Annotated in this window: 16 protein-coding genes and 1 pseudogene; 13 read left to right on the top strand and 4 right to left on the bottom strand. The window is 66.7% G+C overall.

Features of this window, described 5'->3' with window-relative positions:
• Positions 1-343, top strand: a pseudogene (locus tag A5694_RS24205) (HNH endonuclease signature motif containing protein); the annotation flags it as partial.
• Here the strand turns inward: A5694_RS24205 and fadD17 are convergent.
• Together fadD17 and A5694_RS20400 are read right to left on the bottom strand one after the other, a co-directional pair.
• Entirely contained in the window at positions 340-1,854 is a 1,515-nt protein-coding gene (fadD17, locus tag A5694_RS20405) for a long-chain-fatty-acid--CoA ligase FadD17 (RefSeq protein ID WP_064924122.1), read from the bottom strand. The pseudogene A5694_RS24205 and the gene fadD17 overlap by 4 nt on opposite strands.
• A gap of 22 nt (positions 1,855-1,876) precedes the next feature.
• Positions 1,877-2,620, bottom strand: coding sequence for an SDR family NAD(P)-dependent oxidoreductase (locus A5694_RS20400; RefSeq protein WP_064924121.1), 744 nt, complete (start codon positions 2,618-2,620; stop codon positions 1,877-1,879).
• A 126-nt stretch (positions 2,621-2,746) separates the two neighbouring features.
• Here A5694_RS20400 and A5694_RS20395 point away from each other — a divergent pair, with 126 nt between their 5' ends.
• From A5694_RS20395 to A5694_RS20385, 3 genes are all read left to right on the top strand, one after another.
• Entirely contained in the window at positions 2,747-3,220 is a 474-nt protein-coding gene (locus tag A5694_RS20395; protein ID WP_428844289.1) for a nuclear transport factor 2 family protein, read from the top strand.
• 9 nt (positions 3,221-3,229) lie between these two features.
• Complete coding sequence (locus A5694_RS20390) at positions 3,230-4,012, top strand: IclR family transcriptional regulator (RefSeq protein WP_082952773.1); 783 nt, start codon at positions 3,230-3,232, stop codon at positions 4,010-4,012.
• A 66-nt stretch (positions 4,013-4,078) separates the two neighbouring features.
• Entirely contained in the window at positions 4,079-5,287 is a 1,209-nt protein-coding gene (locus tag A5694_RS20385) for an NADH:flavin oxidoreductase (protein WP_064924118.1), read from the top strand.
• Between the two features lie 71 nt (positions 5,288-5,358).
• Here A5694_RS20385 and A5694_RS20380 read toward each other — a convergent pair whose 3' ends face one another.
• Entirely contained in the window at positions 5,359-6,456 is a 1,098-nt protein-coding gene (locus tag A5694_RS20380; protein WP_064924117.1) for an acyl-CoA dehydrogenase family protein, read from the bottom strand.
• A gap of 10 nt (positions 6,457-6,466) precedes the next feature.
• A complete protein-coding gene (locus tag A5694_RS20375; RefSeq protein ID WP_064924116.1) occupies positions 6,467-7,645 on the bottom strand; it encodes an acyl-CoA dehydrogenase family protein in 1,179 nt (392 codons plus the stop codon).
• Between the two features lie 183 nt (positions 7,646-7,828).
• On the opposite strand from A5694_RS20375, the gene A5694_RS20370 reads away from it, so the two are divergent.
• The 9 genes from A5694_RS20370 (at position 7,829) to A5694_RS20330 (ending at position 16,721) form a co-directional block, all read left to right on the top strand.
• On the top strand, positions 7,829-8,023 hold the full coding sequence (locus tag A5694_RS20370; protein WP_064924115.1) for a ferredoxin: 195 nt from the start codon (positions 7,829-7,831) through the stop codon (positions 8,021-8,023).
• Positions 8,024-8,102: 79 nt separating this feature from the next.
• Complete coding sequence (locus A5694_RS20365; RefSeq protein WP_064924114.1) at positions 8,103-9,029, top strand: 3-oxoacyl-ACP reductase; 927 nt, start codon at positions 8,103-8,105, stop codon at positions 9,027-9,029.
• A 225-nt stretch (positions 9,030-9,254) separates the two neighbouring features.
• Positions 9,255-10,019: an MlaE family ABC transporter permease gene (locus A5694_RS20360; RefSeq protein ID WP_064924113.1), complete on the top strand. Its 765-nt coding sequence runs from the start codon at positions 9,255-9,257 to the stop codon at positions 10,017-10,019.
• Between the two features lie 49 nt (positions 10,020-10,068).
• Positions 10,069-10,911, top strand: a complete 843-nt coding sequence (locus tag A5694_RS20355) for an MlaE family ABC transporter permease (RefSeq protein WP_064924112.1) — start codon at positions 10,069-10,071, stop codon at positions 10,909-10,911.
• A 40-nt stretch (positions 10,912-10,951) separates the two neighbouring features.
• A complete protein-coding gene (locus A5694_RS20350) occupies positions 10,952-12,124 on the top strand; it encodes an MCE family protein (RefSeq protein WP_064924129.1) in 1,173 nt (390 codons plus the stop codon).
• A complete protein-coding gene (locus A5694_RS20345) occupies positions 12,124-13,161 on the top strand; it encodes an MCE family protein (protein WP_064924111.1) in 1,038 nt (345 codons plus the stop codon). Before A5694_RS20350 ends, A5694_RS20345 begins: the two co-directional genes overlap by 1 nt.
• Positions 13,148-14,206 (top strand): MCE family protein, encoded by a 1,059-nt coding sequence (locus tag A5694_RS20340; RefSeq protein WP_064924130.1) that lies wholly within the window; start codon positions 13,148-13,150, stop codon positions 14,204-14,206. The genes A5694_RS20345 and A5694_RS20340 overlap by 14 nt, the downstream gene beginning before the upstream one ends.
• Positions 14,203-15,537 carry an MCE family protein gene (locus A5694_RS20335; RefSeq protein WP_064924110.1) on the top strand — a complete coding sequence of 445 codons (1,335 nt, stop codon included), beginning with the start codon at positions 14,203-14,205 and terminating at the stop codon, positions 15,535-15,537. The genes A5694_RS20340 and A5694_RS20335 overlap by 4 nt, the downstream gene beginning before the upstream one ends.
• Positions 15,534-16,721 carry an MCE family protein gene (locus A5694_RS20330; protein ID WP_064924109.1) on the top strand — a complete coding sequence of 396 codons (1,188 nt, stop codon included), beginning with the start codon at positions 15,534-15,536 and terminating at the stop codon, positions 16,719-16,721. Before A5694_RS20335 ends, A5694_RS20330 begins: the two co-directional genes overlap by 4 nt.
• Positions 16,722-16,723: the final 2 nt, after the last annotated feature.

The following is a 16,723-nucleotide window of genomic DNA, read 5'->3' as shown; positions in this document are numbered from 1 at the left end:
TGTCATTCCCGAACTTGCCGACGCGCTGAGCCTCACTGTCCAGCGTCCGCTGCCGCAGCGATGCCGCAGTCGCGCTCGTCAACGTGCCGCCCAGGTGGCGCGGGTCCGCCGTCATAACCGCGCCCGGCGTGCCGCCAATGAGCGCTACGCGGCTCGGCGACGCGAGATCGAGGACCGCAAGTGGCGAAACCGGATGCGTGACACGCTGTTTTTGCTTAAAGGTACGAAGAGCGCGAGTCCCTTCTGCGGCTGGATCAACGACCCCCACGAACCCGAAGAGCTGCCGCCGGATTGGCAGCCGCCGCCACCGTCACCGCCGCTGCCCGACGATCCGCCCTTCTAGAGGATCCGGTACACCGGGTCGGCGCAGTCCACTCCCTCAGCGGAGAGCACCCGCTTGAGAACCTTGAACGTCTCGGTGCGCGGCAGCTCGTCGGCTACCCGGACGTACGACGGCCACTGCTTGGGGCCCAGATCGGGCTGCTCGGACAGGAATGCCCGAAACTCCGCAAGATCGAACGACGTCCCGTCGGCCAGCACCAGTGCGGCCATCACCTGATCGCCCACCGCCGGATCCGGGATCGGATACACCGCCACCTGAGCGACCGCGTTGTGCCGCAGTAGGATCCGCTCGATTGGCGCGGTGCCGAGATTCTCGCCGTCCACCCGCATCCAATCCCCGAGGCGGCCGGCGAAATATGCGTAGCCGGCTTCGTCGCGGTAGGCCAGATCACCCGAGTGGTAGATCCCGCCGGCCATCCGTGCAGCCTCGGCGTCGGGGTCGCGGTAGTAGCCCCGGAACTGTCCGCGCCCGCTCAGATTCACCAGCTCGCCCACCACGCCGGGCGGGCACTCCTGGCCGGTCTCGACGTCGACGATCGCATTCCCGTCGATCAGTGGCCCCAGCGCTCCGGGCGGGGTGTCCGGCGTGCGACCGATCGCCACCCCGCCCTCGGTGGAACCGAACGCGTCGATGACAGTACAGCCGAACCGGTCCGCGAACCGTTCCAGGTCCCGCGGCGCGCCCTCGTTGCCGTAGAGCAGCCGAAGCGGGTTGTCGGCGTCATCGGCCTGTGGCGGCGTGGCCAGTACATACGACAGCGGCTTGCCGACGTAATTGGCGTAGGTGGCGCCGAAGCGGCGCACATCGGGAATGAACCCGGATGCGGAGAACTTGCGCCGTAACGCGATCGACGCACCCGCGGCCACCGCCACCGACCAACCCGCCATCACCGCGTTGGAGTGGAACAGGGGCATCGACAGGTAGCAGACATCGGAGGGGCCCAGCCCGAACCGCTGCGAGAGCATCACCCCGGGGAAGGCCGCCTTCCACTGCGTGCAGCGCACCGCTTTCGGGTCGCCACTGGTGCCCGAGGTGAAGATCAGCATGAACAGGTCGTCGGGATCGGCGTCGCGGAACGCCACCGGTGCGCCGTCGTAGGATGCCAATTCCGAAGCCCACGAGGACGACTCGACATCAATCGCACCCGGAACGACGGCGCCGGTGCTGTTGTCGGTCAGGACGAATTGGCAGTCGGCGTGGGCCACATCGCGCTCCAGAGCCGCCCCCCGACGGGTGGGGTTCAACCCCACCGGGACCAGCCCGGTCAGCGCCGCCGCCACCAGCACTGTGGAGAAGAACGGGGTATTGCCCAGCAGCACACCGACGTGCGGGGGCTGGGACGGGTCGAGCCGTGCCCGAAGCGCCGCGCCCAACCGGGCCCCTGCGGCGATGTGGTCGCGCCAGCTGGTAAACGAGTCCTCGAAATGCACGCCGCGGTCATCGACCTCGGCCAGCGGCGCCAGCAGGCCGGTGACGTTGGCGGTAGCGTCGGGTAACACCGGTGTCGACATGGGGCCAGATTAGGGTAGGCGCTCAGCGCAGCTTGATGGTGCCGCCGTCGACCATCAGGGTCTGTCCGGTCATGTAGCGGGCGTCGTCGCTGGCCAGGAACACAGCGACGCGGCCGATGTCGGCCTCCGGGTCGCCGAACCGGTGCATCGGGGTGCCGGCCAGCAGCCGGTCCTCAATACCGGGGTTGGCCGCAAGGTAGGCCTGCACCCCTTCGGTGAGTGCCAGCGGGGAGATGACGTTGACGTTGATGCCGTCGCCCGCCCACTCATTGGCCGCCACCCGGCTGATCGCCCGGATCGCCTCCTTGGCTGCGGCGTAGGACGCCTGATTGGGTTGGCCCTCGATGCCGGCACCCGATGCGAAGTTGATCACCGAGCCGGCGGCGGTCTTCAGCTGCTCATGACAGGCCTGCATCAGCCACAAGGTGGGGTAGAAGCCGGTGGAGAACGACAGGTCGAACATCTCCTGGGTGCTCGCCAACAGCGGTGCCTGCCGTGAGGCATGCGCGTTGTTCACCAGCACGCTCAACGAGCCGAACCGGTCCAGTGCGGCGTCACGGATGGCCTCGGCGCTGGCCTGCTGGGCGATGTCGGCGCTGAAATAGGCTATCGCCGAGCCGAGTTCGGATTCCAGCGCATGCCCGGCCTCGTCATTGATATCGACCACCAGCACCCGGGCGCCCTCCTTGACGAACGCGCGGGTGATCCCCCGGCCTATGCCGCCTGCACCGCCGGTGACGATGGCGACCTTGCCACCCAACCTCATCGGGTTCCTCCGTTCAGGCCGGCCAATGGCCAACATCGTCGCCTGTGCGGTGGTTTCGCGGGCGGGCCATCTCGGTGGTTGGGATATCCCGCCGCCACCATGGTCCGGCATGCTCCAATGGTCGGCGTGAGCGAACTGGAAAACATCGAGGCAATCAAGCAGGTCAAATACCGCTACCTGCGGGCGTTGGACACCAAGCACTGGGATGACTTCGCTGCCACGCTGGCCGAGGATGTCACCGCCGACTACGGCAAGTCGATGGGCACCGAGCATAAGTTCACCGACCGCGACTCGCTGGTGGACTTCATGCGGTCCTCGCTGCCGGCCAATGTCATCAGCGAGCACCGGGTCAGCCACCCGGAGATCACGCTGACCGGGCCGGACACCGCATCGGGCATCTGGTACCTGCAGGACCGGGTGATCATGCCCGACTATGACCTGATGCTGATCGGCGCCGCCTTCTACCACGATCGGTACCGCCGCACCGCCGACGGCTGGAAGATCAGCGACACCGGCTATCAGCGCACGTATGACGCCACCATGCCGCTGTCGGGCCTTGCCGGTTTCAAGGTGACGCCCGGTGAGGCGCTGCACTGCTAGGTTCGAGGAATGTCCAGGCCCGTCGGCGCTGAGGGTCAAGAACTGGCTCCGCCCTCGATGGTGCAGCGGGTGACGGCGATTCTCGACGCGTTCGAGCAGCGACCGACGGCCCGGCTGAACCTGGATCAGGTCGCTGCCCGCACCGGATTGCCGAGGTCGACAACCCACCGCATCCTGCGGCAGCTGGTCGGGCTGCAGTGGCTCCAATACCGCGACGCCCACTACCGTTTGGGCCCGCGGGCGTTGGGCCTTGGTGGCCAAGATGGGCTGCACGGCGAGATCCGCAAGGCGGCCGCGGAGCATCTGCATCAACTCCATCTGCGTACCGGACTGGTGGTGCACCTGGCGGCGCTGGAGGGCTCCGACGAGGTCTATCTGGACAAGATCGGCGGTCATTTTGCGGCGATCCTTCCGTCGAAGGTCGGCACCCGGCAGCCGGCCTACCTGACCACCGGTGGGCGAGCGATGCTCGCGTGGCTGCCGCCCGAGGAGGTCGACGCCCGATTCGGGGGGCTGTTACCGCGTTCCGGCGGCGGCACACCCTGGGATCTGACCGCCCTGCATATCGAACTGGCTCACATCCGGCTGGCGCACGGCATCTCGATCGACCGCGGCGCCCGCGCCCGGTTGCTCTTCGGGTCAGAACTGCCCAGTGTGGCCGTCGCCGTCCACGGTGCCGACGGGCCGGTCGCGGCGATCTGCCTGGCGGGTGCGGCGAACTCGGTGCCGATCGAACGGGTAGCGCCGCTGGTCGCCGAAGCGGCCGCCCAGACATCACAGGCGTTGCGTTAGCAGCCCATCTCGCTGACCGGTATCGCCGATTGACCGCCTGTTTTCGCGCGCCCCAAACTTGCGGCCATGGCGATCAACCCGACCCTCGACCCGTTCACACCGGCGGCTCTGGGACCCGTTCAGCTGCGGAATCGGATCATCAAAGCCGCCACATCGGAAGGCCGCTCGCCGAAAGGCTTGGTCACCGACGAACTCATCGAGTTCCACCGCCGCTACGTCGACGGCGGAGTGGGCATGACGACGCTGGCCTACTGCTGTGTCGCGCCGGAAGGTGCCAGCGCCCCGGGGCAGATCCTGATGGGACGCAAGGCGATACCGGGCCTGAAGAAGTTCACCGACACCATGCACGAAGGTGGCGCGGCGGTCTCCGCGCAGTTGGGCCACGCCGGTGTGGTGGCCTCCAAGAAGATCACCGGCAGAACCCCGATGGCGCCGAGCCGGTTCTTCAACCCGTCGAGCCTCCAATACTGCCGCGAGATCACCGCCGCTGAGATCGCCCGAGTCGTCGACCAGTTCGCGGAAGCGGCCGACGTCGCCGTCGAATCCGGCTTCGACGCGGTCGAACTGCATTTCGGTCACCTGTACCTGCCCAGCTCGTTCCTGAGTTCGAAGCTCAACCGGCGCAAGGACTCCTACGGCGGCAGCATCGACGACCGCAGTCGGTTCGTGCGAGAGATCGCCCGTCGGGTCCGGGAAACCGTCGGCGAGAAGATCGCGGTGATCGCCAAGATCAGCATGGACGACGGCATCCCCGGCGGCATCTGGCTTGCCGAATCGCTGCGGACCGCCCAATTGCTGGACGAGGATGCGAATCTCGACGCGATCGAACTCACCCAGGGCTCATCGGTGTCCCGGCAGATGTATCTGTTCCGCGGTGACGTTCCGGTTGACGAGTTCGCCGCGTTGATGCCGCAGCCGCTGAAAGCCGGGGTTCGGGCGTTCGGCAGGAAGATGCTGGGCGAATACCCCTACGAAGATCTCTACATGCTCGAATCGGCCCGCCAGTTCGTGCCTTTGATGAAGAACACCAAACTGATCCTGTTGGGCGGCATCACCAACCACGATCATCTGGTCACCGGCCTGCGGGAGGGTTTCGACTTCGTCGCGATGGCCCGCGCGCTGCTGCGCGAACCCGACTTGGTTCGCCGCATGATGGATGACCCGTCGGTGCCAAGCCGGTGTAGCCACTGCAACAAGTGCATGGTGACGGTGTTCGGACGGACGCATTGCGTCCTCGACCCCAGCCAGCGGTATTCAGCAGCCAAGGGAGCGTGAGAGCCCGGACCGTTTCGGCTCGACGGCAAGGCCGCTGTGATCACCGGAGCCGGCCGCTCAGGCCGGACCGCTCAGACCGGGGTCTCGGCCAGCTCGCGGCCGATCGCCAGCAGCTGGCCGGTGGCCCCGCCGAGCGCGAACTCGGTCTGCTTGGCGGCCAGGAAGTACCGGTGGATCGGGTGGTCGATGTCGATGCCGACCCCGCCGTGGACGTGAACGATGCTGTGCGCCACTCGATGCCCGGCCTCGGCCGCCCAGAACGCGGCCGTTGCCACCTCGCTGGTCGCCGGCAGCCCTTCACCGACGCGCCAAGCGGCCTGGGTCAGGGTGAGCCGCAGGCCCTTGACGTCGATGTAGCCGTCGGCCAGCCGCTGGGAGACGGCCTGGAAGCTGCCGATCGGCTTGTCGAACTGTTCGCGCTCGCGGGCGTATTCGGCGGTCAGGGCCAGGCCACGCTCCAGCACCCCCAACTGGTAGGCGCTGTGCCCCAGCGCCGCCAGGTTGCGCAGGTGGTCGAGCACCTCGACCCCGCCGACGCGCCGGCCCGCCTCCAGCTCCGTCCCGGACAGCTCGAGGTGTCCGACGCTGCCCAGGCCGGTGGTCGCCAGCGGGGTCACCGTCACGCCGGGATCGGCGGCAGCCACCAGGAAAACTTCGGTACCGGAATCGGTTTCGGCCGGCACCAGGAACGCGTCGGCCACCGGGGCGAACGAGACCTGGGTGCGAGTCCCGGTGAGCCGGAAGCCTGCGTCGGTCGTCGCGGCGCGCACCGGGCCTTCGCCCATGTCCCCGTCGAGTGCGGCGGTGAGGATCTTCTCGCCGGCCACGGCCGGTGCTCCCCAGGCCTGCTGCAACCCGGCAGAGCCGAATTTGGCCAACGTCTCCGCGCCCAGCACCACCGACTCCAGGTAGGGCACCGCGGCCAGTTGGCGGCCCAGCGCGGTCAGGATCGCCGCCTGCTCCAGGACGCCGAACCCGCCGCCGCCGAGTGACTCGCTCGCGGCACTGGACACCACGTCGGCGTCGACGAGCTTGCGCCACAGCCCGGTGTCGAAGCGCTGCTCCAACCCGTCCAGCTCGCGCTGGTGCTCCGGGGTGCAGACCGCATCCACGATGGTGCCGACCAGACCCGAAAGGTCCTGTGCTGCTTCGGTTGTGTTGAAATCCATAACGAGTCCTTTACCGGTTGCGGGGCAAGCCCAGGGCCACCATGCCGATGATGTCGCGCTGCACCTCGTTGGTGCCGCCGCCGAACGTCAGAATCAAGCACGCCCGGTGCATCCGTTCCACCCGGCCGCGCAGCAGCGCGCCGGGGGAGTCCTGGCGCAGCGTGGCGGCGGTGCCGAGCACCTCCATCAGCAACCGGTAGGCCTCGGTGGCCAGCTCGGTGCCGAACACCTTTGCCGCCGAGGCGTCCGCCGGTGACGGAGCAGCGTCGGACGATGACGCCAGCTCCCAGTTGATGAGCTTGAGCACCTCGGCCTTGGCGAGCACCCGAGCCAGGTTCAGCTGTACCCACTGCGAGTCGATGATCCGGTTGCCGTGCGCGTCTTTGGTGTTCTGTGCCCACTCGCGGACCTCGTCGAGCGCAACGAAGATCGGCTGCGCCGACACCAGTGCGACCCGTTCGTGGTTGAGCTGGTTGGTCACCAGCTTCCAGCCCGCATGCTCCTCGCCGACCAGATTGGTCACCGGCACCCGGACGTCCTGGTAATAGGTGGCGCTGGTGTCCGGGCCGGCCATGGTGTGCACCGGCGTCCAGGAGAAACCCTCGGCGGTGGTGGGAACGATCAGCATCGAGATCCCACGATGCTTCTTGGCCTCCGGGTTCGTCCGGGCCGCCAGCCACACGTAGTCGGCGTAGGCGATCAGCGACGTCCACATCTTCTGGCCGTTGATCACGTACTCGTCGCCGTCGCGGACCGCGGTGGTGCGCAGCGAGGCGAGGTCGGTGCCGGCGCCCGGCTCGGAGTACCCGATCGCGAAGTGCAGCTCGCCGGCGGCGATCTTGGGCAGGAAGAACTTCTTCTGCTCCTCGGTGCCGAACGCCATGATCGTCGGGGCGACGCTGTTGATCGTCAGGAACGGCACCGGGGCACCGGCGATCGCGGCCTCGTCGGTGAAGATCAACTGATCCATCGCCGAGCGTGCCTGGCCGCCATACTCTTTGGGCCAGCTCAGCGTGAGCCAGCCGTCGTGACCCATCTGGGCGACGGTGTCGCGGTAGACGTTGCCAGTGCCGTATTCGCCCTGGGTCGAACTCAGTGCCTCACGACGCTCCGGGGTCATCAGCGTGGTGAAGTAGGACCGCAGTTCGCGACGCAGCTCTTCTTGGGCGGGCGTGTAACTGATCTGCATCGGGTGCGTCCTTCGCTGGTGATCGGTGTCACGATAGGATTCTGTTCGACAGCCCGTTGTAACACGTTCTAGTCTCGGGGTTCAACAAGGGGCCGAAGTCCTCCGGGGCCCCCTAGCGCGGTGTGCGGGGGAGCTGTTGGATCCTATGGTGACAGTAGCGGACAATGACGGTCAGGAGATGTCATGCGAGTTGAGGTGGATCTGGATCGTTGCGAGGGCAACGCGATTTGCGTCGGAATCGACCCCGACCTCTTCGATCTGAACGATGACGAGCAGGCCGTCGTCAAGATGGCACCGATCCCGGCCGACCGCGAGGCCCACGCCATGCAGGCCATCGCCGAGTGCCCGCGGGCCGCACTGCGCCGGGTCGAGGACTAACCTCCCAGCGACGACAACTAGAGGTATTCATAACCGCCGGCGTCCGCGGGGCGCCGGCGCTTAACCAGGAGCGGCGTAGATGACTGCGAACGACAACGTGACCGATCTGTCCGGAAAGGTCGCCGTGGTGACCGGCGCGGCCGCCGGGTTGGGCCGGGCCGAGGCGATCGGACTGGCCCGCTCCGGGGCGACGGTGGTCGTCAACGACATCGCGCCGGCGCTGGACTCCTCCGACGTGATCGACCAGATCGCCGCCGCCGGCGGCAAGGGCGTCGCGGTGCCCGGTGACATCAGCCAACGCTCCACCGCCGATGAGCTGGTGACCACCGCCGATGGCCTGGGCGGGCTGAGCATCGTCGTCAACAACGCCGGCATCACCCGGGACCGGATGCTGTTCAACATGTCCGACGACGACTTCGATGCCGTGATCGCGGTGCATCTGCGCGGACACTTCCTGCTGACCCGTAACGCGGCCGCCTACTGGCGGCAGAAGGCCAAGGAGGCTGAGGGGACCGGCGGGACTGTTTATGGCCGCATCGTCAACACCTCTTCGGAGGCCGGCCTGATGGGTCCGGTCGGGCAGGCCAACTACGGCGCGGCCAAGGCGGGGATCACGGCCCTGACGTTGTCGGCGAGCCGCGCGCTGAGCCGCTATGGCGTCACCGCCAACGCGATCTGCCCGCGAGCCCGTACCGCGATGACCGCCGAGGTGTTCGGTGAAGCCCCGGAAGTCGGCGCCGGCGAAGTCGATCCTTTGTCGCCCGAGCACGTGGTGACCCTGGTCCGGTTCCTGGCGTCCCCGGCGTCGGCGTCGGTCAACGGCCAGGTTTTCGTGGTCTACGGACCCGAGGTCACGCTGATGGCGGCGCCGACGGTGGAACGGAAGTTCAGCGCCGACGGGCAGGCCTGGGACCCGGCGGTGCTGTCGGACACGCTGGCGAACTACTTCTCCGGCCGGGACCCGCGGCGGACGTTCTCCGCCTCGGAGCTCATGGACGCCGATTAGAACGCGTTTCAGCGAGGCGTGGATCACAATCGCGCTGACCAGGACAAATAGGCAGTCTAGCTAGTAGAAACGTGTCCTTTGACACTGCGAACTTGTTCTAGTTAATATGATCCGGCTCACGCGAGGCGGCGTCGTAATCGCGCGAACGACGCCGGTCTCCCGCCGTATCCGGATACAGTTTTGCGACCACCGGCAGCCCGGATGCCCCGACCGGAAGGACGAGCCTTGATCGAACAGCTCACGGTTCCGGCCCGGGCCGTGGGCGGATTCGTCGAGATGTCTATTGAGACATTCCGGGGTATGTTCCGCCGGCCGTTCCAGTACCGCGAGTTCCTCGACCAGACCTGGATGATCGCCCGCGTCTCGCTGGTGCCGACCCTGCTGGTCGCCATCCCGTTCACCGTGCTGGTGGCGTTCACCCTCAACATCCTGCTGCGTGAGATCGGTGCGGCCGACCTCTCCGGCGCCGGGACGGCGTTCGGGACCATCACCCAGCTGGGGCCCGTGGTGACCGTGCTGGTGGTGGCCGGTGCCGGTGCCACCGCCATCTGTGCCGACCTGGGGGCGCGCACCATCCGCGAAGAGATCGACGCCATGCGAGTGCTCGGCATCGACCCGATCCAGCGGCTGGTGGTGCCGCGCGCGCTGGCGTCGACGTTCGTCGCGCTGCTGCTCAACGGCCTGGTGTGTGCGATCGGCCTGGTCGGTGGCTACGTGTTCTCCGTCTTCCTGCAAGGCGTGAACCCGGGCGCGTTCATCAACGGGCTGACCGTGCTGACCGGGCTGGGCGAGCTGGTGATGGCCGAGATCAAGGCGCTGCTGTTCGGTACGGCCGCCGGACTGATCGGGTGCTATCGCGGACTGACCGCCAAGGGCGGTCCGCAAGGAGTCGGCAACGCGGTCAACGAGACCGTCGTCTACGCCTTCATCTGTCTGTTCGTCATCAACGTCGTCATGACCGCGATCAGCGTGCGGGTGCTGGTCAAATGAGCGCGCGAGTGCTCCGGCGAGCGAGGAACGAGCGAGCGGGAGTCGAGCCATGAGCTACGACGCCACGCTCCGGTTCAAGCGGATGTTCCGCTGGGTGCCCAAGGCCGTCGACAATTTCGGTGAGCAGGCGCTGTTCTACGGCGACTCGATCCGCTACGTCCCCAACGCGGTGACCAAGTACCGCAAGGAGACGGTCCGGCTGATCGCCGAGATCACCATGGGCACCGGAGCGCTGGCGATCATCGGCGGCACCGTCGGGGTGGCCACCTTCTTGACCCTGGCCTCCGGCGGCGTGATCGCGGTGCAGGGCTTCTCCTCGCTGGGCAACATCGGCATCGAGGCGCTGACGGGCTTCCTCTCGGCGTTCCTCAACGTGCGGATCGTGGCGCCGGTGGTCGCCGGGATCGCACTGGCCGCCACCATCGGCGCCGGCACCACCGCGCAGCTCGGCGCCATGCGGGTCGCCGAGGAGATCGACGCCGTCGAATCGATGGCGGTGCATGCGGTGTCGTATCTGGTGTCCACCCGGCTGGTGGCCGGCCTGATCGCGATCATCCCGCTGTACTCACTGTCGGTGCTGGCGGCGTTCTTTGCGGCCCGGTCCACCACGGTGTTCATCAACTCGCAGTCGCCCGGTCTCTACGACCACTACTTCGACACCTTCCTCATCCCGACCGATTTGCTGTGGTCCTTTCTGCAGGCGATCATCATGTCGATCGCGGTGATGCTGGTGCACACCAACTACGGCTTCAACGCCGCCGGGGGGCCGGTCGGCGTGGGCATCGCGGTGGGTCAGGCGGTGCGGACCTCCCTGGTGGTGGTGGTGGTCATCACCTTGTTCGTTTCACTTGCCGTCTACGGCGGGTCCGGTAACTTCAACCTCTCGGGATAGCAAGGGAATGCAGGTGAACACGGGATCGAGTCGTACCCAGGTGCGGATTGCCGCGGCAATCCTCGGTGCGATCCTGCTTGCCGCCACCGCGTTCACCTACCTTTCCTATACCTCTGTCTTCACCTCCACCGACAAGGTCACCGTCACCTCGCCGCGCGCCGGGCTGGTGATGGAGCAGGACGCCAAGGTCAAGTACCGCGGCATCCAGGTCGGCAAGGTCAAGGCGATCAAATACCAAGGCGAACAGGCCAAACTCGTCTTGGCCATGGACAGCTCGGCGATGTCCCACATCCCGTCGAACGCCGCTGTGCACATCGCCAGCAACACCATCTTCGGCGCCAAGTCGGTGGAGTTCGTGCCGCCGCCGGTGCCGTCGGGAAGCGGGTTGCGCAACGGCGCCAACGTGCAGGCGTCCGACGTGCAGCTCGAGGTCAACACGCTGTTCCAGAAGCTCACCGACGTGCTCGACAAGATCGACCCGGTGCAGCTCAACGGGACCATCAGTGCGCTGGCCGAAGGGCTGCGGGGCAACGGCGACAACCTGGGCGGGTTATTGTCCGGGCTCAACGGCTACCTGGACAAGTTCAATCCCAAACTGCCGCAACTGCAGACGGGCTTCGCCAAGACCGCGGTCGTCGGCAACATCTACGGCGACGCCGCGCCCGACCTGGCGGCGACCTTCGACAACGTCCCGACCGTCAGTAAGACCCTGGTCGACCAGCGCGACAACCTGAACAAGGCGCTGCTGGCGACAACCGGCCTGGCCAACAACGGCTACGACACCTTCGCGCCGGCCGCTGATGACTTCATCGCCGGTATCCAGCGGTTCCGGGCATTGTCCAGCTTGCTGGCCGAGTACTCGCCGGAGTTCGGCTGCCTTTTCAAGGGGATCAAGGGGGCGTTGGAGAAGTTCGGTCCGTCGCTGGGCGGTACCAAGCCGGCGCTGTACGTGCACTCCAACTTCATCCCGGGCGCACCGGCCTACACCTATCCGGAGAGTCTGCCGGTGGCCAATGCAAGCGGTGGGCCGAACTGTCGCGGTCTGCCGGATATCCCGAGCAAGCAGTACGGCGGTTCCTGGTTCCGGTCACCGTTCCTGGTGACCGACAACGCCTACATCCCGTTCCAGCCGAACACCGAGGTGCAGTTCGACGCACCGTCCACCGCGCAGTTCCTCTTCAACGGCGCCTTCGCGGAACGGGACGAATACTGATGAACACCCGGAGCACCCTGATCAAAGTCGCCATCTTCACCGCGGCGATGCTGCTGGTGTCGGCAGGCCTGGTGGTGGTGTTCGGCGAGTTCCGGTTCGCCTCCAACCACACCTACCACGCCGACTTCGCCAGCGCCTCCCGGCTCAAGGGCGGGGAGGACGTGCGGATCGCCGGCATCCCGGTCGGCACGGTGAAACGCGTGGAGCTGACGCCGAACAACAGCGTCAACGTCACCTTCGACGTGGACAAGCGCTACCAGCTCTACGACTCGACCCGCGCGCTGATCCGGTACGAGAACCTGGTCGGTGACCGCTACCTGGAGATCGCGTCGGGCGCCGGCGACCTGCGCAAGCTGCCGCCCGGTGGCACCATCAGCCGGGAACACACCCAGCCGGCACTGGATCTCGACGCGCTGCTGGGCGGCATGCGCCCGGTGCTCAAGGGACTCGACGGCACCAAGATCAACGAGATCAGCAACGCGATCATCGAGCTGCTGCAAGGTCAAGGCGGCGCACTGTCGCAGATGCTGGCCAGCACCAGCTCGTTCACCACCACGCTGGCCTCCCGTGACCAGCTGATCGGCGACGTGATCAACAACCTCAACACGGTGCTGGCGACCGTCGATGAGAAGAGCGAGCAGTTCGACGCCACCGTCGACCGATTGCAGCAGCTCATCACCGGACTGGCTCAGGGCAAGGACGCGATCGCCGGCGCAATCGGTCCGCTGGCCACCGTCGAGACCGATCTCACCGACACGCTGCGCCGCACCCGGCGGCCGCTGCAAGGCGTGATCGAGAACGCCCGGCCGCTGGCCACGGTGCTCGACAAGCGCAAGGACGAACTCAACGCGGTGATCGACCCGCTGGAAGAGAACTACCTGCGGCTCAACGCGCTGGGCGCCTACGGCTCGTTCTTCAACATCAACTACTGCACGGTCTCGATGAAGCTCAACGGGCCTGCCGGTAGCGACATCATCCTGCCGATGGGTGGCCAGACCGATACCAGCAAGGGGAGGTGCTCTCCTGTCAAGAGTTGACCGCGTAAACCCGGTTCGCACCGGAACATTGGGCATCGCGCTGGTCGCATGCCTGGTTTTCGTGTCGTTCGGCTACACCAGCTTGCCGTTCTGGCCGCAGGGCAAGACGTATCACGGTTACTTCGCTGACGCCGGCGGCATCATGTCCGGCAACGACGTGACGGTGTCGGGTATCCGGGTGGGCAAAGTGACCAAGGTGGCGTTGGCCGGGGCCAGCGCGAAGGTGAGTTTCACCGTCGACCGCAAAGTTCGGGTCGGCGACCAGTCGCTGGCAGCGATCCGCACCGATACCGTGCTGGGCGAGAAGGCCCTGTCGATCACTCCTGGTGGGGCCGGCTCGGTCACCGAGATCCCGTTGGAACGTACTCGCGCGCCCTACACGCTCAACAACGCGCTGCAGGACCTCGGCGGCAACGTCCGCGACCTGGACAAGCCGCGTTTCGAAGAGGCGCTTGCGGTGCTGACGGAGTCGATGCGCGAGGCGACCCCGCAGCTGCGCGGGGCGCTGGACGGGGTGGCGGCGCTGTCACGCAGCATCAACCGCCGCGATGAAGCGCTGGGTCAGTTGCTCACCCACGCCAAGTCGGTCACCGGTGTGCTCAACCAGCGTGCCGCCCAGGTCAACCGCTTGGTGCTCGACGGCAACCAATTGTTCGCCGCGCTAGACGAACGCCGCCAGGCGCTGGGCGCGCTGATCGGCGGCATTGAAGATGTCTCCCAACAGCTTTCCGGCTTCGTTGCCGACAATCAGACGCAGATCGGGCCGACCCTGAAGAAGCTCAACCTGGTACTCGACAACATGATCGAGCGCAAAGACCGCATCGCCGGGGCCCTGGACCGGCTGCCCGGCTATGCGACCACGCTCGGCGAGGTGGTCGCCTCGGGCCCCGGCTTCCAGATCAACCTCTACGGGATGCCGCCGCCCACCATGTCGGAGGTGATACTTGACCTGTACTTCCAACCGGGCAAGCTTCCGGACAGCCTGGCCGACTACCTGCGCGGAATGATCACCGACCGCACCTTCATCAAGCCGAAGTCACCATGACGCGTCCCACGTTACGAATCCTGCTCACCGGGGCGCTGGCCGCGCTACTGGCCGCCGGCGTATACCTGGTGCTGCCCGCGCAGCGCGGCTACCGGATCACGGGTTACTTCGCCTCGGCGGTGGGCCTGTATCCCGGTGATGACGTCCGGGTGGTCGGCGTACCGGTCGGCCGGATCGAGTCCATCGAACCGGGCCCGGAGAACGTCAAGATCACCATGACGGTGAACAGGGACGTCCCGTTGCCGGCCGACGTGCGCGCGGTGCTCATGGCGCCGAACATCGTCTCGGCGAGGGTGATTCAGCTGGCTCCGGCCTACACCGGCGGTGAGAAACTGGCCGACGGGGCGGTGCTGGACGAAAACCGCACCGCGGTGCCGGTGGAGTGGGACGAGGTCAAGCAGGAGCTGACCCAGCTCAGCGCGCAACTGGCACCCGAGCAGGGCAAGCTCAACGGTGCGCTGAGCGCCTTCGTCAACCAGGCCGCCGATACCTTCGACGGCAAGGGCGACTCCTTCCGCAGCGCCCTGCGCGAGTTGTCGGCGACCGCCGGCCGGCTGGGAGACTCACGTACCGACTTGTTCGGCACCGTGAAGAACCTGCAGGTACTGGTCGACGCGCTGTCGGGAAGCAACGAACAAATCGTGCAGTTCACCGACCACGTCGCGGCGGTCTCGGCGGTGCTGGCCGACAGCTCGGCCGACCTGGACGTCACGCTGGGCACGCTGAACCAGGCGCTGCGCGACGTGCGGGGCTTCCTGCACGACAACAACGACGCGTTGATCAGCCAGGTCAACAAGCTGTCGGAGTTCGCCAAGGTGCTCAGCGATCAGAGTGAGAACTTCGAGCAGGTGCTGCACATCACCCCGCACGGGTTGACCAACTTCTACAACATCTACAACCCGGCGCAGGGCACGTTGAGTGGTCTGCTGTCGCTGCCCGACCTTGCCAACCCGGTGCAATTCATCTGCGGTGGCATCTTCGATATCGGCTCAGTGCCGGACAACTTCAAGCGGGCGGAGATCTGCAAGGAACGGATGGGGCCGGTCATGCGGCGCTGGGCGATGAACTTCGTGCCGTTCCTGTTCCACCCGATCAACTCGATCACTGCCTACAAGGGCCAGATCATCTACGACACCCCGGCAACCGAGGCCAAGGCGCAGACTCCGGTGCCGTACCTGAAGTGGATGCCGGCGCCGGGTGTCACCCCGCCGAGCACCGACGACGTCGCCGCACTGTTCCTGCCGCCGCCGGCGCCGGGGCAGTTGGGCCAGGCGCCCGGGCCGACCGGCCCGCAGCAACCCGGGGCCGGCGCACCGCGGGAGGGCGGATGAGCGTGAAGTCTCTAGCCGGCGCCGTCAGGCGGGCCGGGCGGCGCAGCGCGGCTCTGGGCGCTGGGGCGCTGGTGTTGTCCGGATGCCAGTTCGGTGGGTTGAACTCGCTGAACATGCCGGGCACTGCGGGCCACGGGCGGGGGTCCTACAACATCACGGTGCAGCTGCCGGATGTGACCACATTGCCGCAGAACTCGCCGGTGATGGTCCACGACGTCACCGTGGGCAGCGTCTCAGGCCTACAGGCGGTGCAACAGCCCGACGGCAGCTTCTACGCGGCGGTCAAGCTGTCACTGGACGGCAACGTGGTGCTTCCGGCTAACGCGGTGGCGAAGGTCGCGCAGACCTCACTGTTGGGCTCCCAACACATCGAGTTGTCCGAACCGTACGACGAGCCCCCCGTCGGCAAACTGGCGCCCGGCGACCAGATTCCGCTCAGCCGGACCGGACGCTACCCCAGCACCGAAGAGGTGCTGTCGTCACTGGGGGTGGTGGTCAACCAGGGCAATCTTGGTGCGCTGCAAGACATCACCGAGGAGGCGTACGCGGCGGTCGCCGGCCGGGCCGGCACCCTCGCCGGGCTGATACCGCGGCTGGCCGAGCTCACCGCATCGCTGGACCGCCAGGCCCACGACATCATCGCCGCCGCCGAGGGCCTGAACCGGATCGGGGTGACCCTGGCCCGCAGCTCCCCCAGCCTGGGGCGGGCACTGGAGACCATGCCGGCCGCGCTTCAGGTGCTCAACGACAACCGCTCCAGCATCATCGACGCGTTCGGTGCGCTGGGTCGCCTGGCCGACGTCGGGTCGCGGATCATGACCGAAACAAAAGAGGACTTCGCCGCCGACATCAAGGACCTCTACCCGGTCGTCAAGGCCTTCGCCGACAACGCCAACGAGTTGGTGACCGCCTTCCCGTTCATCCCGACGTTCCCGTTCCCGTCGATGTACCTGCGCAACGCGGTCCGCGGGGACTTCCTCAACGTCTACGTCACCTTCGACTTCACGCTGCGCCGGCTCGGCGAGTCGGTGTTCACCACCGGCGCCTTCGACCCGAACATGCCGCACATGCACGACATCCTGAACCCACCGGACTTCCTGATCGGTGAGATGGCCAACCTGTCCGGGCAGGCGGCCGACCCGTTCAAGATCCCGCCCGGCACGGCTCCGAACTATGGAGACTGACC

Origin of the sequence: Mycolicibacter sinensis, assembly GCF_001667945.1 — a bacterium.
In the GTDB taxonomy this organism is placed as follows: Bacteria; Actinomycetota; Actinomycetes; order Mycobacteriales; family Mycobacteriaceae; genus Mycobacterium; species Mycobacterium sinense_B.
Note: the sequence above shows the minus strand (reverse complement) of the source record. Positions and strands in the feature narration are given on the sequence as shown.

Excerpts from the sequence above, each read along its gene's own strand:
- fadD17 (WP_064924122.1), bottom strand. The coding sequence starts at position 1,854 with ATGTCGACACCGGTGTTACCCGACGCTACCGCCAACGTCACCGGCCTG.
- A5694_RS20400 (WP_064924121.1), bottom strand. The coding sequence starts at position 2,620 with ATGAGGTTGGGTGGCAAGGTCGCCATCGTCACCGGCGGTGCAGGCGGC.
- A5694_RS20390 (WP_082952773.1), top strand. The coding sequence starts at position 3,230 with ATGTCCAGGCCCGTCGGCGCTGAGGGTCAAGAACTGGCTCCGCCCTCG.
- A5694_RS20385 (WP_064924118.1), top strand. The coding sequence starts at position 4,079 with ATGGCGATCAACCCGACCCTCGACCCGTTCACACCGGCGGCTCTGGGA.
- A5694_RS20380 (WP_064924117.1), bottom strand. The coding sequence starts at position 6,456 with ATGGATTTCAACACAACCGAAGCAGCACAGGACCTTTCGGGTCTGGTC.
- A5694_RS20375 (WP_064924116.1), bottom strand. The coding sequence starts at position 7,645 with ATGCAGATCAGTTACACGCCCGCCCAAGAAGAGCTGCGTCGCGAACTG.
- A5694_RS20370 (WP_064924115.1), top strand. The coding sequence starts at position 7,829 with ATGCGAGTTGAGGTGGATCTGGATCGTTGCGAGGGCAACGCGATTTGC.
- A5694_RS20365 (WP_064924114.1), top strand. The coding sequence starts at position 8,103 with ATGACTGCGAACGACAACGTGACCGATCTGTCCGGAAAGGTCGCCGTG.
- A5694_RS20355 (WP_064924112.1), top strand. The coding sequence starts at position 10,069 with ATGAGCTACGACGCCACGCTCCGGTTCAAGCGGATGTTCCGCTGGGTG.
- A5694_RS20345 (WP_064924111.1), top strand. The coding sequence starts at position 12,124 with ATGAACACCCGGAGCACCCTGATCAAAGTCGCCATCTTCACCGCGGCG.
- A5694_RS20335 (WP_064924110.1), top strand. The coding sequence starts at position 14,203 with ATGACGCGTCCCACGTTACGAATCCTGCTCACCGGGGCGCTGGCCGCG.
- A5694_RS20330 (WP_064924109.1), top strand. The coding sequence starts at position 15,534 with ATGAGCGTGAAGTCTCTAGCCGGCGCCGTCAGGCGGGCCGGGCGGCGC.